The sequence below is a fragment of the Streptomyces sp. NBC_00212 genome (assembly GCF_045206365.1).
Taxonomy (GTDB): domain Bacteria; phylum Actinomycetota; class Actinomycetes; order Streptomycetales; family Streptomycetaceae; genus Streptomyces.
This window is the reverse complement of sequence record NZ_CP108115.1, coordinates 5,152,218-5,174,323: the sequence shown is the minus strand read 5'-3', so window position 1 is coordinate 5,174,323 and position 22,106 is coordinate 5,152,218. Positions and strand designations below refer to the sequence as shown.

General features: G+C 71.7%; 15 protein-coding genes and 1 tRNA gene. 9 read left to right on the top strand and 7 right to left on the bottom strand.

Annotated elements, in window-relative coordinates; genetic code table 11:
- Nucleotides 1-11: 11 nt before the first annotated feature.
- The gene (gene mfd / locus OHA17_RS23780) at nucleotides 12-3,545 is read right to left on the bottom strand and encodes a transcription-repair coupling factor (RefSeq protein ID WP_406508286.1); all 3,534 of its coding nucleotides are present in this window, start codon (nucleotides 3,543-3,545) and stop codon (nucleotides 12-14) included.
- Nucleotides 3,546-4,051: 506 nt separating this feature from the next.
- Between mfd and OHA17_RS23775 the strand changes: the two genes are divergently transcribed.
- Genes OHA17_RS23775 through OHA17_RS23765 form a run of 3 tightly spaced genes read left to right on the top strand, consistent with a single transcriptional unit; the run spans nucleotide 4,052 to nucleotide 6,441 of the window.
- Nucleotides 4,052-4,543, top strand: a complete 492-nt coding sequence (locus OHA17_RS23775) for a SigE family RNA polymerase sigma factor (protein WP_406508285.1) — start codon at nucleotides 4,052-4,054, stop codon at nucleotides 4,541-4,543.
- A complete protein-coding gene (locus OHA17_RS23770) occupies nucleotides 4,536-4,988 on the top strand; it encodes a hypothetical protein (RefSeq protein ID WP_406508284.1) in 453 nt (150 codons plus the stop codon). Before OHA17_RS23775 ends, OHA17_RS23770 begins: the two co-directional genes overlap by 8 nt.
- 16 nt (nucleotides 4,989-5,004) lie before the next feature.
- Nucleotides 5,005-6,441: a DUF2079 domain-containing protein gene (locus OHA17_RS23765; RefSeq protein ID WP_406508283.1), complete on the top strand. Its 1,437-nt coding sequence runs from the start codon at nucleotides 5,005-5,007 to the stop codon at nucleotides 6,439-6,441.
- Nucleotides 6,442-6,444: 3 nt separating this feature from the next.
- On the opposite strand, the gene OHA17_RS23760 is transcribed toward OHA17_RS23765, so the two are convergent.
- Nucleotides 6,445-9,024, bottom strand: a complete 2,580-nt coding sequence (locus OHA17_RS23760) for an ABC transporter permease (RefSeq protein WP_406508282.1) — start codon at nucleotides 9,022-9,024, stop codon at nucleotides 6,445-6,447.
- Nucleotides 9,021-9,809, bottom strand: a complete 789-nt coding sequence (locus OHA17_RS23755) for an ABC transporter ATP-binding protein (RefSeq protein WP_053725031.1) — start codon at nucleotides 9,807-9,809, stop codon at nucleotides 9,021-9,023. Before OHA17_RS23755 ends, OHA17_RS23760 begins: the two co-directional genes overlap by 4 nt.
- 315 nt (nucleotides 9,810-10,124) lie before the next feature.
- On the opposite strand from OHA17_RS23755, the gene OHA17_RS23750 reads away from it, so the two are divergent.
- On the top strand, nucleotides 10,125-11,708 hold the full coding sequence (locus tag OHA17_RS23750) for an MFS transporter (protein WP_406508281.1): 1,584 nt from the start codon (nucleotides 10,125-10,127) through the stop codon (nucleotides 11,706-11,708).
- 29 nt (nucleotides 11,709-11,737) lie between these two features.
- Here the strand turns inward: OHA17_RS23750 and OHA17_RS23745 are convergent, their stop codons facing one another.
- The 3 genes from OHA17_RS23745 to OHA17_RS23735 form a co-directional block, all read right to left on the bottom strand.
- A complete protein-coding gene (locus tag OHA17_RS23745; protein ID WP_406508280.1) occupies nucleotides 11,738-12,640 on the bottom strand; it encodes a cellulose-binding protein in 903 nt (300 codons plus the stop codon).
- Between the two features lie 253 nt (nucleotides 12,641-12,893).
- Nucleotides 12,894-15,569, bottom strand: coding sequence for an SUKH-4 family immunity protein (locus OHA17_RS23740; RefSeq protein WP_406508279.1), 2,676 nt, complete (start codon nucleotides 15,567-15,569; stop codon nucleotides 12,894-12,896).
- A gap of 8 nt (nucleotides 15,570-15,577) precedes the next feature.
- A complete protein-coding gene (locus tag OHA17_RS23735; RefSeq protein ID WP_406508278.1) occupies nucleotides 15,578-16,564 on the bottom strand; it encodes an SMI1/KNR4 family protein in 987 nt (328 codons plus the stop codon).
- A 249-nt stretch (nucleotides 16,565-16,813) separates the two neighbouring features.
- Here OHA17_RS23735 and OHA17_RS23730 point away from each other — a divergent pair, with 249 nt between their 5' ends.
- Nucleotides 16,814-17,371, top strand: a complete 558-nt coding sequence (locus OHA17_RS23730) for a YwqJ-related putative deaminase (protein ID WP_406508277.1) — start codon at nucleotides 16,814-16,816, stop codon at nucleotides 17,369-17,371.
- 41 nt (nucleotides 17,372-17,412) lie between these two features.
- Nucleotides 17,413-17,901 carry an SUKH-3 domain-containing protein gene (locus OHA17_RS23725; protein WP_398875961.1) on the top strand — a complete coding sequence of 163 codons (489 nt, stop codon included), beginning with the start codon at nucleotides 17,413-17,415 and terminating at the stop codon, nucleotides 17,899-17,901.
- A gap of 152 nt (nucleotides 17,902-18,053) precedes the next feature.
- On the opposite strand, the gene OHA17_RS23720 is transcribed toward OHA17_RS23725, so the two are convergent.
- Complete coding sequence (locus OHA17_RS23720; protein WP_406508276.1) at nucleotides 18,054-19,373, bottom strand: sensor histidine kinase; 1,320 nt, start codon at nucleotides 19,371-19,373, stop codon at nucleotides 18,054-18,056.
- A 154-nt stretch (nucleotides 19,374-19,527) separates the two neighbouring features.
- Here OHA17_RS23720 and OHA17_RS23715 point away from each other — a divergent pair, with 154 nt between their 5' ends.
- From OHA17_RS23715 to glmU, 3 genes are all read left to right on the top strand, one after another.
- Nucleotides 19,528-20,403, top strand: a complete 876-nt coding sequence (locus tag OHA17_RS23715) for a hypothetical protein (RefSeq protein WP_406508275.1) — start codon at nucleotides 19,528-19,530, stop codon at nucleotides 20,401-20,403.
- An 11-nt stretch (nucleotides 20,404-20,414) separates the two neighbouring features.
- Nucleotides 20,415-20,485 (top strand) — tRNA-Gln (locus OHA17_RS23710).
- A gap of 130 nt (nucleotides 20,486-20,615) precedes the next feature.
- Nucleotides 20,616-22,064: a bifunctional UDP-N-acetylglucosamine diphosphorylase/glucosamine-1-phosphate N-acetyltransferase GlmU gene (gene glmU / locus OHA17_RS23705; protein WP_406508274.1), complete on the top strand. Its 1,449-nt coding sequence runs from the start codon at nucleotides 20,616-20,618 to the stop codon at nucleotides 22,062-22,064.
- Nucleotides 22,065-22,106 lie beyond the last annotated feature (42 nt).

The window sequence follows — 22,106 nt, the reverse complement described above, 5'->3', positions numbered from 1 at the left end:
TTCCCCGCTCCTCAGGACCCCAGGATCGTGGTGAGGAACTCGCCCGTCCACGCGAGCAGTTCCCTGCCCACCACCGGCTTGCCGCCGATCTTCCCGGCGGTCGGGCGGGGCACCAGGATCTGCCGGGTGGGCGCCTTGATCACCGTACGGGGGTAGAGCCGCTTGAGGCGGAGCTCCTGGGACTCCCTCAAATCCACCGGCGCGAAGCGGATGTTGGGACCCTGGAGCACGATCTCGCCGACCCCGCAGGCGCGCGCCAGCATGCGCAGGCCGGCCACCAGGAGCAGGTTCTCGACCGGCTCGGGCAGCTTGCCGTACCGGTCGGTGAGCTCCTCGCGCACCGCCTTGATGTCCTCCTCGGAGTTGGCCGAGGCGATCGCGCGGTAGGCCTGGAGGCGCAGCCGCTCGCCCGGCGCGTAGTCGTGCGGGACGTGCGCGTCGACCGGCAGCTCGATCTTGACTTCGAGCGGCGCCTCCTCCTGCTCGCCGCCCTCCATCTGCGCCCGGTAGTCGGCGACGGCCTCGCCGACCATGCGGACGTACAGGTCGAAGCCGACGCCCGCGATGTGCCCGGACTGCTCGCCGCCGAGCAGGTTGCCCGCGCCGCGGATTTCGAGGTCCTTCATCGCCACGTACATGCCCGCGCCCATCTCGGTGTGCTGGGCGATGGTGGCGAGCCGCTCGTGCGCGGTCTCGGTCAGCGGCTTCTCCGGCGGGTACAGGAAGTAGGAGTAGCCGCGCTCGCGGCCACGGCCGACCCGGCCGCGCAGCTGGTGGAGCTGGGAGAGGCCGAAGTTGTCGCCGCGCTCGACGATCAGGGTGTTGGCGTTGGAGATGTCGATGCCGGACTCGACGATCGTCGTCGAGACGAGCACGTCGAACTTCTTCTCCCAGAAGTCGACCACGACCTGTTCGAGCTGGCTCTCGCCCATCTGCCCGTGCGCGGTCTGGATGCGCGCCTCGGGCACGATCTCGCGCAGCCGGGCGGCCGCCCGGTCGATGGACTCGACCCGGTTGTGGATGTAGAAGACCTGGCCCTCGCGCAGCAGCTCGCGCCGGATGGCGGCGCCGATCTGCTTCTCCTCGTACGGCCCGACGAAGGTGAGGACGGGGTGGCGCTCCTCGGGGGGCGTGGTGATCGTCGACATCTCGCGGATGCCCGTGACGGCCATTTCGAGCGTACGGGGAATGGGCGTCGCGGACATGGTCAGCACGTCCACGTTGGCGCGGAGCTTCTTCAGCTGCTCCTTGTGCTCGACGCCGAAGCGCTGCTCCTCGTCGACGATGACCAGGCCCAGGTCCTTGAACTTGGTCTCGGACGAGAACAGGCGGTGCGTGCCGATGACGAGGTCGACGGATCCGTCCTTGAGCCCTTCGAGCGTGGCCTTGGCCTCGGTGTCGGACTGGAAACGGCTCAACGCCCTTACGTTGACCGGGAATTGGGCGTAGCGCTCGGTGAAGGTGCCGAAGTGCTGCTGGACGAGGAGCGTGGTCGGCACGAGGACGGCGACCTGCTTGCCGTCCTGGACGGCCTTGAAGGCCGCGCGCACCGCGATCTCGGTCTTGCCGTAGCCGACGTCGCCGCAGATCAGCCGGTCCATCGGGACCGTCTTCTCCATGTCCTCCTTGACCTCGGCGATGGTGGACAGCTGGTCGGGGGTCTCCGCGTACGGGAACGCGTCCTCCAGCTCGCGCTGCCAGGGGGTGTCGGCGCCGAAGGCGTGACCGGGCGCGGCCATGCGCGCGCTGTACAGCCGGATGAGGTCGGCGGCGATCTCCTTGACGGCCTTCTTGGCGCGCGCCTTGGTCTTGGTCCAGTCGGCGCCGCCGAGCCGGTGCAGGGTGGGCGCCTCACCACCGACGTACTTGGTGACCTGCTCCAGCTGATCGGTGGGAATGTAGAGCCGGTCGCCGGGCTGGCCGCGCTTGGCGGGCGCGTACTCGACCAGCAGATACTCACGGGTCGCGTTCTGCACGGTGCGCTGCACCATCTCGATGTAGCGGCCCACGCCGTGCTGCTCGTGCACGATGTAGTCGCCCACCTCCAGGGTGAGCGGGTCGATGGTCTTGCGGCGGCGGGCCGGCATGCGGCCCAGGTCCTTGGTGGCGGTGCGCTGGCCGGTGAGGTCGGTCTCGGTCAGGACGGCGAGCTTGAGCGCCGGGTCGATGAAGCCGTAGTCGATGGCGCCGCAGGCGACCTGCACGACGGACGGCGTCAACTCGCCCAGGTCCACGGCCAGTCGGGCCGCGATGCCCTCGCCGCCGAGGACCTCGACGGTGCGCGAGGCCGGGCCGTGGCCCTCCGTCACGTACACCGTGCGCCAGCCGTCGGCGAGCCACTGCTTGGTGTCGGTGAGCGCGCGCTGCGTGTCGCCGCGGTACGTCTCGGGGGCGTGCATGCCGAGCTTGAGGGTGTCATCGTCGAAGTCCGCCTCGTCGGCGGCGAACGGGGAGACCGACCACCACATCATGCCGAGCTCGCGGGCCCGGTCGCGGACGTCCGCGATGCCCCACAGGGAGGCGGCGTCGACGTCGATGGGCGCCTGCCCCCCGCCCGCGCTCGCCGCCCAGGACGCCTGGAGGAACTCCTGGCTGGTGGCGACCAGGTCGGCGGCTCTGGTCCGCACCCGCTCCGGATCGCACACGACCGCCATCGAGCCCTTGGGCAGCACGTCGATGAGCAGCTCCATGTCGTCGACCAGGACCGGGGCGAGGGACTCCATGCCCTCCACCGCGATGCCCTCGGCGATCTTCCCGAGCAGCTCGCCGAGCTCGGGGTGCTCCTCGGCGAGGGCGGCGGCGCGGGTGCGCACGTCGTCGGTGAGCAGCAGCTCGCGGCAGGGCGGCGCCCAGAGCCCGTGCTCGGCGATTTCGAGGGAGCGCTGGTCGGCGACCTTGAAGTACCGGATCTCCTCGACGTCGTCGCCCCAGAACTCGACGCGCAGGGGGTGTTCTTCGGTGGGCGGGAAGACATCGAGGATGCCACCCCGCACGGCGAACTCCCCGCGCTTCTCGACGAGTTCGACGCGGGCGTACGCGGCGGCGGCGAGCCCTTCGACGATGGTGTTGAGGTCGGCGGACTGCCCGATGCGGAGCGCGACGGGTTCGAGGTCCCCGAGCCCCTTGACCTGAGGCTGAAGCACGGACCTGATGGGGGCGACCACGACGCTGACCGGGCCGGCCGACGGGTCGTCCTTGCTGGGGTGGGTGAGGCGGCGCAGGACGGCGAGCCTTCGGCCCACGGTGTCACTGCGGGGCGAGAGCCGCTCGTGCGGCAGCGTCTCCCACGACGGGTACTCGACGATCTCCTCGGCGGGCAGCATCGAGCGCAGCGCCGCCGCCAGGTCCTCGGCCTCCCGGCCGGTGGCGGTCACGGCGAGCACGGGGCGCCCGGCCTCGCGCGCGAGGCCCGCGATCGCGAAGGGGCGGGCGGCCGGGGGGCCGACCAGGTCGACGTGCATCCGGTGGCCGTCGGTGGCGGCCTTCACCGCTTCGGCGAGCGCGGGGTCTCGTACAACGGCGTCCAGCAGACCGTGCAGGCTCATGAAGGGCATCCATCCCGGGGAGTGGGCAACGCGAACCGCCCGACACGTCGTACGGGCCGGGGCTTCCAGCCTACGACGCCCCACTGACACCCGCCGCCCGCTCCAGCCCCAACCCCCTGGGGCTGCGCCCCGGGCCCCGCCTGCTTTCGGCCGCGGACCGTGCGTGGTTGCTCGCGCAGTTCCCCGCGCCCCTAGCGGGATCGACCCCGGCCCGCACCGGAGCATTTCAGCCCGTCCGGCGATTGAGGACGAGCGCCCTTCAGGCGCGAACGGGGTCTGGGGCGGAGCCCCAGGACCAGCCGACGAGCCGCAGCCGAACGAACTCCCCCGGCGGGTTTCGGGAAGGGGTGGGGCGGGGCCCCCGGGGTCTGGGGCTGAGCCCCAGGGGACCCCCGCCTCGGCGCCCCGAACCGCCCCGCGAAAAAGTCGCCCCGGGGTGTCAACCGCGCGCCGCCCCCAGCGCGTATACCCCCCGAGACCCATCCACCCCCCACGGGAGCACCGCATTGACCGACGAGGAGTTCGAGGAGTTCTACGCTCACTCCGTGAAACCGCTGGTCGGCCAGGTCTACCTGATGACCGGCGACCTCCACGAGGCCCAGGACGTAGTCCAGGAGGCGTTCGTGCGGGCCTGGGGCCGCCGGAGCCACCTCGACGCGGGGGCCGGGCCCCAGGCCTGGGTGCGGACCGTGGCCTGGCGCCTCGCGGTGAGCCGGTGGCGGCGCGGCCGCAGGGCCGCGGAGGCCTGGCGGCGCCACAACCAGGTGCACAGCGCCGAGGCCCCCGAACCCGACCCCGGAACCGTCGCGCTCATCGACGCCCTGCGCGGCCTCTCCGACCGCCAGCGCCGCGTCGCCGTACTGCACTACGTGTGCGACCTGAGCGTGGACCAGGTCGCACACGAGACCGGCATCAGCGCCGGCACCGTCAAGACCCACCTTTCGCGCGCCCGGGCCGCCCTCGCGCCCCGTCTCCTGGAGGAGGAACACGGTGTCTGACTTCCACTCTGACTTCCACCGGGACGAGGAGTCCCTGGCCCGCGCCCTGAAGCGGGCCGCCGACGCGGGCGGCCGCGGCATCGTCCCCGAGCCCGCCGAACGCGTCGCCGCACGCGGCCTGCGGCGCCGCCGCCGCAACATGGCCGCGCTCGCCGCCTGCGCGGTGTGCCTGCTCGCCGGGTCCGGCGCCGCGCTCGGCCTGCGGCTCCAGCAGAGCCCGCCGGTGCTGCCCGCGTCCACCCCGGACGCCGGCACGCCCTCCGCCGCGCAGGGCTCGGGGACGCCGTCCGAGCGGCCCAGCCCCTCCTACTCCGACCCGCCGACGACCGGCTCCGCCACTCCTTCGCGCGCCGTGCCCTCCGGCTCGCCGTCCCCGCCCCCGTCCCCCTCCTTCTCCCTCTCCGACGGCTCCGGATCCGTCACCCCCACCACCCGCCCCCACTGATCCAAGGAACCCCACCGTGTCCGGAGCTCTCCTCACCCTGCCCGAAAACTCCGCTCATACCCCCACAAAACAAGAGAAACAGAACGGGCCTCGGCCCCGAATATCCCCGCCCCCGGCAGCCGATCCCCACCTCCTCGCCGCCGCCCTCTTCCTCGCCTACGCCACCCTCGGCGTCCTGCGCTACCGGCGGATGGAGACTCTCTCCTGGGACCTCGGGATCTTCGAGCAGGTCGTGCGCGCCTACGCCCACCTCCAGACGCCCGTCGCCGATCTGAAGGGGCCCGGCACCGACGTCCTCGGGGATCACTTCAGTCCGGTGACCGCGCTGCTCGCCCCCGCCTACCGGCTGTTCCCCACCCCGGTCACCCTGCTCGTCGCCCAGTCCGCCCTGTTCGCGCTGGCCGCGGTCCCGGTGACCCGCGCCTCGGCCCGGCTGCTCGGGCGCAGGCGCGGGCTCGCCGTCGGGGTCGCGTTCGGGCTTTCGTGGGGGATCCAGCGGGCCGCCGACTTCGACTTCCACGAGATCTGCTTCGCCGTCCCGCTGATCGCCTTCGCCCTGGAGGCGGTGCTGCGCGGACGGTGGCGCGCGGCCCTCCTGTACGCGCTGCCCCTCGTCCTCGTGAAGGAGGACCTCGGCCTGACGACAGCCGCGCTCGCCGTCGTCGTCGCGGTACGCGCCCGCGCCACCTCGCCCCGCGCCGTGCGGTACGCCGTCGCCGTGGCCGCGTTCGGTGCCGTGGCCACCCTGGTCACCCTCACCGTCGTCATCCCCGCCTTCAACTCCTCGGGTACGTACGACTATTGGGGCAAGGTGAACGGCGGCGCGGGCCCGCTGGCCGGCTGGGACGTCAAGGGCCGCACCCTGCTGTGGACGCTGCTCCCCACCACCGGGCTCCTCGCGCTGCGCTCCCCGCTGCTGCTCGTCGCGCTGCCCACCCTCGGCTGGCGCCTCCTGTCCTCGGACGACCACTACTGGTCGACGGACTGGCACTACAGCGCGGTCCTGATGCCGGTCCTCGCGCTGGCCCTAGCCGACGCGGTGGCCACCGCGCGGCACAGCCCGCGCGCCTGGCTGCGTTCGTACGCCCGCGACCTGCCGGTCTGCGCGGCCGCGGCGGCCCTCGCCCTGACGCTCTCGCTGCCGCTGGCCGCGCTGACCGACCCGGCCACGTACCGCAAGAGCCCTCAAGTGGCCGCCGTGGAGCGCCTGTTGGGGACGATTCCGGACGGGGCGACCGTCGAGGCGAACATCGGGCCGATCGCCCGGCTCACCTCCCGCTGCCGCGTCTTCTGGGTCGGCGCAGCGCGCCCCGTGACCCCGGGCTACATCGCGCTCGACAACTCCGACGGCTGGGCGGGCGACCCCGTCCGGTACGCGACAGCACTGCACCCCGGCGCCGTCTACACGGTCACCGGGGTGGCAGGGGGTTACGTACTGCTGAAGCTCGGCTAGGGACTAATCCGTCGCGATCGCGTTCAGGACGTTCATCCTTCCCGCCCTGAACGCCGGGATCAGCGCCGCGAACAGGCCCACGAAGGCCGAGGCCACGAACACCGTGATGATGGTCGGCCAGGGGATTTCCAGGACGCCCATGCCCTCAAGGGCGAGCAGTTTCTGGGCGGTCGTGCCCCAGCCCATGCCGAGCCCGAGGCCGAGCAGCGCGCCGAACAGGGCGATCACCACCGACTCCAGGCGGATCATCCGGCGCAGCTGCCGGCGCGAGAGGCCGATCGCCCGCATCAGGCCGATCTCCCGGGTCCGCTCGACCACCGACAGGGCCAGGGTGTTCACCACACCGAGCACCGCCACGATGATCGCGAGGGCGAGCAGGCCGTACACGATGTTCAGGAGCTGGCCGATCTGGTCCTTCAGGTCCTGCTTGAAGTCGGCCTGGTTCTGCACCTTGTACTGGGGATACGCCTTCAGCGAGTCCTTCAGGGAGGCGTACGCCTCCTTGGCCTTGCCGTCGTCCGCCTTCGCGAACATGATCGCGTTCTTGGGCATCCGGTCGGCGGGGACGTAGCTCGCGGCCGTCGTGATGCTGGTGTACATCGCGGCCTTGTCGACGTTGGTGTCGTCCGAGGTGATCGCCGCGACCTTCAGCCGGGCGGTCCCGCCGTCCTTGAAGGCGACGGTCATCGAGTCGCCGACCTTGACGTGGTGCGCCGTGGCGTAGGTGTCGCCGACCGACATCGCGTTCTTGCCGTACGCGGCGGCCAGGTCGCCGGAAACCACCTTGCGCCGCAGGTCCTGCTGGTACGTCGGGTCGGCGGCGATCAGGTTCTCGTCCTTGGAGGTGCTGCCGTCGGGGGCGGTCACCTTCGCGTCCATGTCCTTGTAGTTGGTGACGTGCTCGATGCCCGGGGTCTTCTTCAGGGCTTCGGCGGCCTGCGGCACGATCGGCTGGCCGGTGCCGGAGGACACGATGAAGTCCGCGCCGACCGACTTGTCGAGCTCGCTGGTGGCCGAGGCGACCATCGAGGAGCCGACCACCGAGAGGCACGCCACCAGGGCGAGGCCGATCATGAGGGCCGCGCCGGTCGCCCCGGTACGCCGCGGGTTGCGCAGCGCGTTGCGCTCGGCCATCCGCCCGACCGGGCCGAACATCCGCAGCACCAGGGCGCTGATCACCCGCACCACGCCGCCCGCGAGGAGCGGGCCGACGACCACGAAGCCGATCAGGGTGAGGACGACGCCGAGGCCGAGCAGGCCCGAACCGGCCGCCGCCTTCGAGGAGTTGGCGCTGGCGAACAGGGCGGCGGTGCCCGCGCCGGTCAGGACCAGGCCGATGGTGGCCCGGATGACGCCGGCCTTGCCGTCGGCCGGGGTGCCGGCGTCGCGCAGCGCGGCCATCGGCGAGATCTTCCCGGCCCGGCGGGCCGGGACGTAGGCGGCGACGACGGTCACCACGACACCGAGGGCCAGGCCGGTCACGGGCGTCGTCCACTTGACGGTGAGGTCACCGGTGGACAGCTCCATCCCGATGGAGCCCATCAGCTTCATCAGGCCGACCGCGAGACCGACTCCCGCGCCCACACCGAGGATCGAGCCGAACACGCCGAGCAGCAGCGCCTCCAGGAGCACCGAGCGGTTGACCTGCTTGCGGCTGGAGCCGATCGCGCGCATCAGGCCGATCTCGCGGGTGCGCTGGGCGACCAGCATCGAGAACGTGTTGATGATCAGGAAGATGCCGACGAGGAAGGCGATCCCGGCGAAGCCGAGCATCGCGTACTTCATCACGTCGAGGAACGAGCCGACGCTGTCCCTGCTGGCGTCCGCGGCCTCCTTCGCGGTCTGGAGCTTGTACGGGCCCGAGCCGAGCTGGGCCGCCACGTTCTGCTTGAGCTGGGTGTCGCTCACCCCGCTCGCCGCGGTGACGTTGATCTGGGTGAACTGGCCGGTGGCGCCCAGGAGTTCCTGCTGGGCGGTCGCGGTGTCGAAGTAGACGATGGCCGCGCCCGGGTTGGTCACCTTGAACGTGGCGATGCCGGTGATCTTGGCGGTGAAGTCGCCGGTGACGGCGATGGTGCGCAGCGAGTCGCCGATCTTCAGGTGGTGCTTGTCGGCGGTGTCGGCGTCGACCATCATCTCGGTCGGCCCGCGCGGGGCGTGCCCGGAGGTGATCTCCATCGCCTTGAGGTCGTTGTCGGTCCAGTTGCCGGCGATGGTCGGGGCGCCGGTGGAGGAGCCCATGTTCTCGTTCTTGGCGTTGACGACCGTGACGCTGGTGCTGCCGACGCCACCCTCGGCCTTGCCCACGCCGGGCGCCTTCTCGACCCGCTGGATCAGGGATGCGGGCAGCGCGTCGGGCTTGCCGGTCCGCGAGGGGGCACCGTCGTCGGAGGCCGACTTGGGGCTGACGGTGACGTCGGAGGAGGTCGCCGCGAACAGCTTGTCGAAGGTGGTGTTCATGGTGTCGGTGAACACGAGCGTGCCGCACACGAACGCCACCGAAAGCAGGACCGCGACGGCGGAGAGCGCCATCCGTCCCTTGTGCGCGAGGAAGTTGCGCATCGAGGTCTTGAGCACGCTCACGAGGTCCGCCCCCGCGCGTCGAAGTCCTTCATGCGGTCCAGGACCGCGTCTGCGGTCGGGCGGAACATCTCGTCCACGATGCGGCCGTCCGCGAGGTACAGCACCCGGTCGGCGTAGGAGGCGGCCACCGGATCGTGGGTGACCATCACGATGGTCTGGCCCAGCTCGTCGACGGACTGGCGCAGGAAGCCGAGCACCTCGGCGCCGGCCCGCGAGTCCAGGTTTCCGGTCGGCTCGTCACCGAAGATGATCTCCGGCCGGGCCGCCAACGCCCGTGCCACGGCGACGCGTTGCTGCTGGCCGCCCGACAGCTGGGTCGGCCGGTGCTTGAGCCGCCCCGCCAGGCCCACCGTCTCCACGACGCGCTCCAGCCACTTCGCGTCCGGCTTGCGGCCCGCGATGTCCATCGGCAGCGTGATGTTCTCCAGCGCGTTCAGCGTCGGCAGCAGGTTGAACGCCTGGAAGATGAACCCGATCCGGTCCCGGCGCAGCTGGGTGAGCTTCTTGTCCTTGAGCCCGGTGATCTCGGTCTCGTCCAGGTAGATCTGGCCGCCGGTCACCGTGTCGAGCCCCGCCAGGCAGTGCATCAGCGTGGACTTGCCGGAACCCGAGGGGCCCATGATCGCGGTGAACTGGCCGCGGGCTATGTCGACATCGACATGGTCGAGGGCGACCACCCGGGTCTCCCCCGATCCGTACGCCTTCACGACCTGCCGCGCCCGGGCCGCGACCGCCGTGCGCCCTCCAGTGTCCCCGTGCCTGGGAATCGTCACAGCCGTTGTCACGGTAATTCTCCTAGGTCAATTTCAGCCAGTCGCTGACGTACGCATCGAGTGTCGGGCCATGCAGGGCCCCCGTGCCCTGGTGCCAGGCGCAGTCTTGAGGTGGGGCTTTCCCCACCCCCGGCCGCGCGCCTCGACGTAAAACCAAGGTAAGGACCGAAGGGATGCCGCCACCTCCTCCGCCGGGACGAACGCCCCCTGCCCCCAAGTAGGGCCCGACCCTTAGGGGTCTCCACCCGTGGGCGGAGTGCGTGTCAGGGCCGCCTCCACCCCTGCCGCGGCTCCAGGCCCGGGTGAGAAGGTGGGTCCCCCAGATGCATGCACAGTGAAGGGATCTCGGTGAGCGTCTCCGACGAAGCACCCGGCACCGAAGCGGCGATACCCGGCGCGGCACCGGACGCCACCCCCACGCGTGGGCGCGGCCCGGTCGTCGCGGCCCTCATGATGGGCATGGCCCTGGCTGCCCTCGACGGCACCATCGTGTCGACCGCCGTCCCCCAGATCGTCGGCGACCTCGGCGGATTCGCCGTCTTCTCCTGGCTGTTCTCCGGCTATCTGCTCGCCGTGACCGTCACCCTGCCCGTCTACGGCAAGCTCTCCGACACCTTCGGCCGCAAGCCCGTCCTCATCGCCGGCGTCATCGTCTTCCTCGCCGGCTCGGTGCTTTGCGCGTTCGCCTGGAACATGGCCGCGCTGATCGCCTTCCGCGTCGTGCAGGGCCTGGGCGGCGGCGCCCTCCAGGGCACCGTCCAGACGATCGCCGCCGACCTGTATCCGCTCAAGGAACGCCCCAAGATCCAGGCCAAGCTGTCCACGGTCTGGGCCGTCTCCGCGGTCGCCGGACCGGCCCTCGGCGGCCTCCTCGCCACGTACGCGGACTGGCGCTGGATCTTCCTCATCAACGTGCCCGTCGGCGCGGTCGCCCTCTATCTCGTCGTCCGCCACTTCACCGAACCCGCCCGGCCGAGGCCCGCCGCCCGGCCCCGCATCGACTGGGCGGGCGCGCTGTGCGTCTTCGCCACCGGCGCCCTGCTGCTCACCGCGCTCGTCCAGGGCGGCGTCGCCTGGCCCTGGCTGTCGACGCCCTCACTCGCCCTGCTCGCGGGCAGCGCCGCGCTCGCGGCGCTCACCGTGTACGTGGAGCGCCGGGCCGCCGAGCCCGTCATACCCGGCTGGGTGTGGCGCCGGCGCACCATCGCCGCGGTCAACCTGGCGCTCGGCGGGCTCGGCCTGCTGATGGTCGCCCCCACCGTGTTCCTGCCCACGTACGCCCAGTCCGTCCTCGGTCTCAACCCCACCGCCGCCGGGTTCGTCCTGTCCGTGATGACGCTGAGCTGGCCGCTGTCCGCCGCGCTCTCCAGCCGCGTCTACACCCGCATCGGCTTCCGCAACTCCGCGATCACCGGCATCGCCCTCGCCGCGCTGATCCTCGCCGCCTTCCCGCTGCTGCCCTTCCCCGGCCGGGCCTGGCAGCCCGCGCTGCTCATGCTGCTGCTCGGCGGCGCGCTCGGCCTGTTCCAGCTCCCGCTGATCATCGGCGTCCAGTCGACGGTGGGCTGGGCCGAGCGCGGCACCACGACCGCGTCCGTACTGTTCTGCCGCCAGGTCGGCCAGTCGGTCGGCGCGGCCCTGTTCGGCGCCATCGCCAACGCCACCCTCGCCGCCCGCCTGGCCCACGCCCCCATGCCGGGCCTGCCCGGCGACCTCGACTCCGTCTCGCACGCCCTGCAACACCCGGCGTCCCTGACCGCCGACGCCGCCGACTACCTGCGCCGGGCGGTGGCGAGCGCGGTCGGCCACGTCTACGTCGGCGCCGCGCTCGCCGCCGTCCTGTCCCTGCTCGTCCTGCTCTTCCTGGCCCCGCGCCGCTTCCCGATCCTCGCCGAGCACGACAAGGACTAACTCCCTTGCAGCACATGGGAGTTGATGGATCAGTCCTCCTCCGGTGTGCGGCCCGTCAGCGTCGCCAGACTGTTGCGTACGTGCGTCATGTGCGCCTGCACCTCCTCGCGGGCCCCGGCGTGCTCGCGCAGCAGCCGCTCCGTCTCCGCCGCGATCCGCTCCTCGGCGGCCCGCGCCTCGGCCACCAGCTCGGCCGCCCGCTCCTCCGCGTCCTCCTGGTCGCGGCGCGCGCTCTCCTCGGCCTCGGCGAACGCGCGCCGCGCCTCCTCCAGGCCCGCCTCGGCGGCGGCGGTCAGCTCGGCGACGGAGGCGTCCAACTCGGCCTCCCGCGCGGCCCGTTCACGCTCGGCGGCTTCGAACGCCTCGGTGCACTCCTGTTCCTGCCCGGCCAGGAACTCCTCGCAGCGCCGGCGCATCTCGTCGAGCGCGTCGGCCGCCTCCTCGCGCTGCTCCTTGGCCTCGACGCGGGCCGCGACCCGCAGCTCGTCCGCCTCGGTACGGGCCGCCAGCAGCGTCTGCTGCACCCACGCCTCGGCCGCCGCGAGCACCCCCTCGCTGTGCGCCCGCGCCGCGTCCCGGATCGCCCGGCCCGCCTCCTCGGCGGCACGCATCCGGCCGGCCGCCGCTTCCTCGGCCCCGGCCCGCAGCGCGTCCGCCTCCTCGACCGTCAGCGCGAACAGCACCCCGGCGCGCCCGCCGAGGCCCTCGTACGTCTGCGGGGAGAGCGCCGTGACCTGCTCGCGCAGGACGGCCGCCTGGGCGCCCATCTCCTTGGCGAGCACGGTGAGCCGGGCCGCCCGCTCCCAGGCCGCGTCCCGCTCCTGCGAGGTCCGCGCCAGCGTCCGGTCGACCTGATCGGGGCGGTAGCCACGGCCCCGGCTGTAGCCGAACGGCTCCGCCGACGGCGGCGGTGGCATCGATGCTGCGCTCATCCTGAAGCCTCTCCTTGGCACCCACGGGCGACCCGGCGTCCCCGTCCTGGCTGATCGGCGCTCACTCACTCACCCTGATCGATCGAATCCTGACCGATCGAAGCGAAGTGGTCATAACGCGACACTCCGCCCACACCGCACGCCCAAGGATGCGCCAATTGGCGTCAGAAGCCGGAATCGCCCAGGTGACACACGCAAGAGGCGCCCACCGCGACCCGCACGGTGAGCGCCTCGGCACAGCGAAAGGCAACGGTCAGAGCAGCCCGTCCCACAACTGCTCAAGCAGCACCGACCACCAGCTCTCCGGCGACGCCAGGGCCGCCGGGTCCAGCGCCGCGAGCTGCGCCTGGAAGTCGACCGTCCAGCGGCCCGCCTGCTCGGGGTTGAGCCCGAACCGCAGCCGCCACATCCGGCCGAGCAACGCGAGGGAGCGCACGAACTCGGGCAGCCCCGAGTTCACGAACTGCGGCGGCACCGACTGCCCGCCGGGCCCCGCCTCCACCGGCACCGCCACGATGTTCGCGGTCCCGTACTGGACACAGATCGCCCGCCCGAAGTCCGAGCCCATCACCAGGTACGAGCCCGCGTCCGCGGCCGGCTGCACACCGCGCTGCTGGGCGAGCTCGGCCAGCGTCGGCACCGGCTGCCCGGGCGCGGCCTGCGCCCAGAAGAACGGCCCGAAGTCCACCGGAAGACCCGCCCACACCAGCGTGACCGCCACGACCTCCGGCACGCCCTGCCGCGACACCGCGCGCTGGTCGAAGCGGAACACACCCTGCGGCCCGAACGCGCCCGCCAGCTCGTGCGCCACCCCCTCCGGCGGCAGCGGCGGCACCGGCTGCACCGCCGGGATCGGCGCCCGCACCGGCTGCGGCCTGGCCGGACCGTCCGCCACCTGCGCCAACTCGCCCTGGTGGGTGAGCAGATGCTGCACACCCTGCCGACGCGAGCCGTGATCCTTGCCGTACGGGGCGACATGCGTGATCCGCACCTGCGGCCACTGCTCACGGATCATCCGCGCGCAGTAACCACCCGGAAGCTCGCACGACTCCAGCTCCGTGTGCAGTTCGAGCACATGGTCGGCGGGCACGTTCATCGCCCGCAGCTCATGGAAGATCTGCCACTCCGGGTGCGGAATGCCCGGCGCCGAACGGCGGATGAGCTGCTGCTCGGACCCGTCGGGCGCACGGTAGCGCAGCACCGCCTGATAACCCGGGCCGACCGTCGGCGGCCCCGCCGGGGGCTGCTGCGGATAGCCGTACGCGGGCGGCGCCTGCGGTACCGGACCACCCGGCGGCATGCCGGGCGGACCGGGCGGCATCGGAGCACCCGGACCACCGGGACCCATCTGCGCGGGCCCCGCGAGCATCGTCGCCGCCTGGTGCACGCCGCCACCGGGAGCGCCGGGAGCACCCGGAACCGCGGGCGGCTGCGGGCCGCCGGGGGGACCGGGCGGCATGGGCGCGCCGGGGGCACCCGGGGCTCCGGGCGGGCCGGGCGGCATCGGGGCACCCGGAGCGCCGGGCGCCCCAGGAGGACCGGGAGGCACCGGGCCACCAGGACCGCCGGGGCCCATTTGGCTCGGGTCCGCGAACATCGTCGCCGCATAGTGCACCCCGCCGGGCGGGGTACCGGGCGCACCGGGAGGGCCCGGCGGCATCGGGGCGCCGGGCGCCCCGGGAGGACCGGGAGGCACCGGGCCACCAGGACCGCCGGGGCCCATTTGGCTCGGGTCCGCGAACATCGTGGCCGCCTGGTGCACCCCGCCCTGCGCGGGCGGCGGCGTCGGCGGGCCGGGCGGCTGGGCACCCTCGGGGCCGAGCTGCGAGACCAGCTGCGTCGGCAGATAACCGCCCGCGGGCGCACCCGGCGGCGGAGTCGAACCCGGCGCGGGAGGAGGCACCGGCACGCCCGGACGGGCACCCGGAGTACCCGGCGCACCGGGCGGCGGCGGAGTCGTCGAACCCCCGCCGCGCACGGCCCGCGCACCCGGCGGCGGCCCGACCGCCTTGCTGGTGGCCGCGTCCGCGATGTCCCCGGCGCCCGAAGACGCGGGGCCGGTGGAGCGGGCGGGCGGGACCGGAGCGGGCGCAACGGGAGCGGGCGCGACCGGCGGCGGGGTCGACCCCGGCGGCGGCCCGGCCTGCGGGTCGAGCGCCGGCGCAAGGGCCGTCGGCGGAAGCTGACTGCCCCCCGCCATCAGCGCGGTCTTCGCCTCGGGCAGCGCCCTCGGCGGGGCCGCGTCCTCCTCGTCCGAACCGGACAGCGAGGGCGCGAACACCGTCGCCGGCAGCGGCACCGAACCGTCGTCCGAACCGGCGTTGGTGTCCGTCCCCGCCCAGGGCGTGGCCCCGGCCGGAGTCCCGGCGGCCGGACCGCCCTGCGAGGCGGCGGCGGGCGCCGGCCACGCGGGCTCGGGAGCAGCGGGAGCGGGGGCGCCGGGAGACGCCCCGGCACCGGGCACACCGGCACCTTGAGAAACACCGGCCCCCTGCGACGCACCGGAACCAGCGCCCTGAGAAGCACCCGAAGCGGCACTCTCGCCCCGCCGGTCCGGAATCCCCAGCTTGTCCGCCGCCTCCTGCAACCACTCCGGCGGACTCAGCAGGAACGACGTCTGGTTCAGATCGATCCGCGCCGGGGGCTCCGGCGCGGGCGGCGCGCCCTCGGGCACCCCGTACTCCTCCTCGTACCGGCGGATCACCTCACCCACCGGCAGCGCCGGCCACAGCGACGCCTCGCCGCTGTCCCGGGCGATCACCAGACGCTGCGCGCCGCCACCGCCCGAAGGCCCGTTCTCGCGGTCCTCCGCCCACACCACGAAACCCAGCTCGAACTCCCGTACCCGCACCTCACGGTGCTGATACGCGGGCACATCGCCGTTGATCCACTCTTCCGCGCGCTCCTGCGCCTGAGCGAAAGTCACCATCGGCCGGCTCACTCCCCTACCGAGGTCGTCTCGACGGCGCGCGCGAAGCCGCCGTCCACCATCAGGTTCGCCACGGTCTCCAGCTCCGGCGGATTGCCCGCGAGCCGCGCCAGGAACGCGTCGAAATCGTCCCCACAGGGCAGCAGCAGCTGCTCCACCCGCTCGTGCACGCTCAGCCCGTCCCGGTCCCGCGCGTCGTCGTACGCGCAGAACCACACCGAACCGACCGCCGAACCCCGCACCTTCACCGCGAGGATCCCGCCCTGGACGAACGCGACGCCCAGATAGTCCTTGGTGAGGTGATCACGCAGACACTTGTTGATGTACACCAGGTCGTTGACCGCCGCCTCCTCACGCACCGTGAAGAACGGCTGGTCCACCAGGAGCCCCAGCTCGGCGTCGAGCGCCGCGCCCATCGGGGCACAACCCCCCGCCGCCTTCAGGAACGACCGGTAGGCACCCGGCAGCCGGTACCCCAAGTCCTCCTCCACACCGAGGAGTTGGGACTCCGTCACCGACACCGAACCCTTCGGCAGACCGAAATGCGCGGGCCGCGTCTCCTGCAGCGGACGCGTACCCCGCTTGCCGTGCTCGACCTGCGCCGTCGCGAGACCGCCGTAATGCCGCAGCAGCGCCTTCACCTCGACCGGCACCAGTTCGAGACGGCGGCCGCCCGGCACGTGATGCCACGTCCAGCCGTGCGGCGTCGCCACCGGAGCGATCGTGTCCCACAGCTCGTGGCCCGCCGCGGCCAGCGCCGCGTTCGCCGACACGTAGTCGGTCAGCCGGAGCTCGTCCACCCCGAAACCCTCGGGCGGCTCCGCGATCTCCGCCGCCGCACGGGCGTACGCCGAGAAGACCGGGAAGCCGTTCTCGTCCACCCGCACCCCTCTGGGATGCCGGGAGGCCCGGACCGGATCCGGGAAGTGCACGACCTGCCCGGCATAGGCCGCGTTCGGTGGCGCGGCATGCTGCCCGAGCCGACCTGTCGTCATGGCGGTTGCCCCCTGCTGCGTGCTCTGCGTCTGGCTGGTGAGGACCAGACTATGCGGTGAGGCAATACCGGGTCCCGGCCCCGCATATCGGTCACCAACCGTCACACCCGCATCACCCTGCGCCCGCGACGCGCGGCTTATCACGCCCCAGCTTCCGTACCAGTACGCACATTTGGCAGGCTGTCCCCGCAACTCGGGGGCGCTGACACGTGCGGCTGAAGCCGCGGCCAGTGGGAGGAACACAGCACCATGCACACCGCACCAGGCGAAACATCAGCAACAAGCGCGATAAAAGGGACACCGGGCGACCCACGCCAGGGGCCGGGCGACCCACGCCAGGGGCCGGGCGACCCACGCCTGGGGTGGAGCGCCACGGCCACCACCGCCGCTCCCTTACTCCGCCACCGCCGCGACGGCATCCTCCCCGCCATCGCCGCCGCCCTCTCCGTACGCGGCGAAACCCTCACCTGTACCGCCGGCAAAGGCGAACAGCCACCGATCCTGCACACCCTCGTACAGGACTACCTCGACACCCTCACCAGCGGCCAACGCGAACGCTTCACCGGCCGCTGCCCCGAAGCCATCCTGCTCTCCCGACACCTGACCGCCGTCGAAACAGGACGCTCCAAACGCGCCCAGCGCAAGCCCCTCACCCACGGCGAGGCCCGCCGCGCCCTCAAACACGCCAAACTCACCGCCCGCCGCATACGCGAGGACGGCGACCCCCTCCACGGCAGCTACGCACCCCCCTGCCGCTCCTGCACCGCCCTGCTCGACCACTTCGGCGTCCGCAGCGTCGAACCCTGAGCCGACCCCACTACCAAAACCTCACGGAAAGGCCGCGGCCGATGCCGGACATCTCCACCACCCGCTTCCCCGTCCCCGTCGACGCCGCCCTGCGCACCGCCGGCTGGCAGCCCGGCCGCTGGGACATCCGCCAGGCCGAAGCCTGGGCCGACGTCCTGCGCGGCCACACCTCGCCCGCGGGACACCGCCACACCGTCTTCCCCGCCGCCGTCGAAGCCTGGGCCGAATTCGGCGGCCTCAGCCTCACCGCCCCGGGCCCCGGCCGCCGCAACGCCCCCGCCGCCCTGCGCTTCGACCCCCTCGCCGGCCTCCACCTCGCCCGCACCCTCGCCGACCTCGGCCGCGCCCTCGAAACCGACATCGCCCCGCTCGGCGAGGAAGGCGACCAGCAGGCCGTACTGGCCATCGACGCCGAAGGCCGCGTCTACTCCCTCGACCACACCGGCGACTGGTACCTCGGGCCCGACATCGACCACGCCCTGAACACCCTCCTCACGGGCACCCAGCCAATCCGCCTGACATCGGGCTGACCCGAACCCATAGCAGGGCCGATGCGGAGGCATATCCAGCCTGTCCGGCGTTTGAGGACGAGCGCCGTTCAGGCGCGAACGGGGGTCTGGGGGCGGAGCCCCCAGGGCCCGGGTGGGGCGCCCCCGGGGTCTGGGGCGGAGCCCCAGGGACGCTACGACACCACCGGAGCCCGGTCCGGCAGCACCGCCGACACCCGGAACCCGCCCGCATCCGTCGCCCCCGACACGAACACCCCGCCCAGCGCCGTCACCCGCTCCCGCATCCCCACCAGACCATTGCCGCCGGACGGCAACCCCGCATCCTCCGTGACCCCGTCCGCAGGACCGTTCTCCACCTGCATCGCCACCTCGGCCTCACGCCGAGCCAGCCGCACCATCACCTTCGCGCCCGCCGCATGCTTGTGCACATTGGTCAGCGCCTCCTGGACCACCCGGTACGCCGTCTGCTCCACCAGCGCGTCATACCCCCGCGCCTCCCCCTGCACCATCAGCTCCACCACCATCCCGGCCTCCCGGGACTGCCCCACCAACGCCTCGATGTCCGCCAGACACGGACCCTCCTCCGCAGCGGCGGCGGCAGCCGCGGCAGCCACCCCCACCGCCGCCAACGGCACCGGAGCCACCCGCACCGCCACCGGCCGCTGATCCGCCGCCCGCAAAACCCCGAGCATCTCCCGCAACTCCGTCAACGCCTGCCGCCCCATGTCACCGACCAGCGCCGCGTTCTTGACCGCCTTCTCCGGATCCTTGCGCGCCACCGCCTGCAACGCCGCAGCGTGCACCACCATCAACGACACCCGGTGCGCCACCACGTCATGCATCTCCCGGGCAATCCGCGTCCGCTCCTCCGTACGCGCCCACTCCGCCCGCTCCTCGGCCCGGTCCGCGAGCAGCGACAACTCCCGCTCCAGCGAATCCGCCCGCTCCCGCAACGACTCCATCAACCGCCGCCGCGCCCCTATATACAGCCCGTACAGCAGCGGCGGACCCGAGATCCCGAGCGACATCACCAGCGACACCAGCGGCACGTACCAGCGCCCCGGGTCGTAATCACCTCGCGCCACGCTCTGATGCATCCGCACGAACGTGACGATGAACGTCCCCGCCACCGACATCCCCGCCAGCGCCGCCGTGATCCGGCGCGGCACATCCGACGCGGCCAGCGTGTACAGCCCCACCACGCTCAGAATGAAACCCATGCTGGCCGGCGTCACCGCGATCGACACCAGCACCACGGCGATCGGCCACCGCCGCCGAAGCACCAACGACGCCCCCGCGGCAAGCCCGAGCAACACCCCGGCCGGCACGGGCAACCCCGCGTCCCCCGCGAAACTCACACCCTCCAGCGCACATTCCAGCGCGGAGATCAACCCGAGCAGCACATCCAGCACCGCGCTGCGCCTGCGTTCCCACCACCACCAGCCACGGGAGGTCAACCCCGTGGCTTCCTGGTAAGCCCCCGTTGCGGTCATAGCACCCAGACTACGGGCGAGCGCGAACGTTTTTCCGTCGGCGTGCGCAGCACGAAATCCCCTCGAACACGCCAGAAATCGTCGATCATCCCCTGATGTAGTGAATCGCCCGCCTATTCGAGCGGACATCCGCATTCCGGACGAGCGTGTCCGTATGACATCGACCACACCCGGCAAATACGCCGACTTCGAGGCCCTGCGCGAGCAGGCCGTCGCCCTGCGCCGAGAAGGCCTCAGCCGCCGCCAGATCCGCGACCGCCTGTTCGTCGACAACAACGACCTCCTGAACCGCCTCCTGAACGGCGAACCGGCCCCCGAGTGGACCAAGCGCCCCAACGCCAAGGACGACCTCCGCGACCGGGCGAGAGAGCTCCGCGCACAGGGCATGACGTACGACCAGATCCAGGTCGAGCTCGGCTGCTCGAAGAGCTCGATATCCCTGTGGGTCCGCGACCTCCCCAAGCCGGACCGCACCCGCACCCCGGAGGAGGCGTCGGCGATCGCCCGGCGAGGCTGGGAGGCGACGCTTCAGCGGCGCGAGGAGGAGCGCCAGCAGGCCAAGGAGGACTCGGCGGCCGACGTCGGGGAGCTGTCCGATCGGGAGCTGTACCTCGTCGGCGTGGTCCTGTACTGGGCAGAGGGAGCAAAGGACAAGCCCTGGGCCCGCCGGGAGTCCCTGAAGTTCATCAACAGCGACCCGAACGTGATCGAGCTCTACCTGAAGTGGCTGGGGCTGCAGGGCGTCACGCCGGAACGGCTCCGTCTCTGCGTCAACATTCACGAGTCGGCCGACGTGGAGGAAGCGACGCGGTTCTGGGCGGAACTGACAGGCCTCGACCCCGCCAGCTTCAACAAGCCCGTACTCAAGCGCCACAACCCGAAGACACTCCGGAAGAACACCGGCGACACGTACCGGGGCTGCCTCGCGATCTATGTCCGGGATAGCGTCGATCTGTACCGTCGCATGGAAGGCGCCTGGTACGGCATAGTAGGGGCTGCCCTCTCGACCGGTGAGTCGAAACGGACATAGAGGGCAGACCATCCCAGGTCGTCTAATGGCAGGACAAATGGTTTTGGTCCATTGAATGAGGGTTCGATTCCTTCCCTGGGAGCTCAAAAGTTCGGGTCCTGACTGTCCCAGTCAGGACCCGCCGCGTTTTCCCCCGCCCCCACCCCGATTTCATCCGCGAAACCCCCCGGTATCCTTCGGGTGTCCACCCCCCGAAGCCGAAGGGCACCTCCGTGAGCGCAACCCGCCCGGCCGCCGTCGTCGTCCTCGCCGCGGGTGAGGGCACCCGCATGAAGTCGGCCACTCCCAAGGTTCTGCACGAGATCTGCGGGCGCTCGCTCGTCGGCCATGTCGTGGCGGCCGCTCGTGAGCTGGACCCCCAGCACCTCGTCGTGGTCGTGGGCCACGCCCGCGAGCAGGTGTCCGCCCACCTCGGCGCGATCGACGCCGAGGCGCGCACCGCGGTCCAGTACGAGCAGAACGGCACCGGCCACGCCGTCCGGATGGCGCTGGAGGAGCTGGGCCAGACCATCGAGGGCACGGTCGTCGTGGTGTGCGGCGACACCCCGCTGCTGACCGGCGCGACGCTGGCGGAGCTGACCCGTACGCACGAGGCGGACCGCAACGCGGTCACCGTGCTGACCGCCGAGGTCGCCGACTCCACGGGCTACGGCCGCATCGTGCGGGACAACGTCTCGGGTGCGGTCACCGCGATCGTCGAGCACAAGGACGCGAGCGAGGCGCAGCGCGCGATTCGTGAGATCAATTCGGGTGTGTTCGCGTTCGACGGCGCGTTGTTGGCGGATGCGTTGGGGAAGGTGCGGACGGACAACAGTCAGGGTGAGGAGTATCTGACTGATGTGCTGGGGATTCTGCGTGAGGCGGGGCATCGGGTCGGTGCGTCGTTGGCGGGGGATTTCCGGGAGATTCTGGGGATCAACAATCGGGTGCAGTTGGCCGAGGCGCGTCGTTTGCTGAATGACCGGTTGCTGGAGCGGGCGATGCTCGCGGGTGTGACGGTGGTGGATCCGGCGTCGACGTTCGTCGATGTTCAGGTGACTTTCGAGCAGGATGCCGTGGTGCTTCCCGGTACTCAGCTGCTGGGGACGACTCACCTGTCTTCGGGTGCCGAGGTGGGTCCCAATTCGCGTCTGACGAACACGGTCGTGGGCCGGGACGCTCGGCTCGACAATGCGGTGGCGTACGACTCGGAGGTGGGTGAGGGTGCGACGGTCGGCCCGTACGCCTATCTGCGGCCGGGTACGCGCCTCGGGGTGAAGGCCAAGATCGGTACGTACGTCGAGACGAAGAACGCGACGATCGGTGAGGGGACGAAGGTTCCGCATCTGTCGTATGTGGGGGACGCGACGATCGGTGAGTTCACGAACATCGGCGCGGCCAGCGTGTTTGTGAATTACGACGGTGAGGCCAAGCACCACACGACGATCGGCTCACACTGCAAGACGGGTTCGGACAACATGTTTGTTGCTCCTGTCACAGTGGGGGACGGTGCTTACACCGCTGCGGGTTCGGTGATCACGAAGGATGTGCCGCCGGGTTCGTTGGCTGTCGCCCGTGGCCAGCAGCGGAATATTGAGGGTTGGGTGGAGCGCAAGCGTCCGGGAAGTGCTGCCGCGCAGGCTGCTCAGGCTGCGGCCGAGCAGTCGGGTGGGGAGAACTGACCGGATTCGGGCGCGTCTTTCACGGCGTACCGTGATAGACGC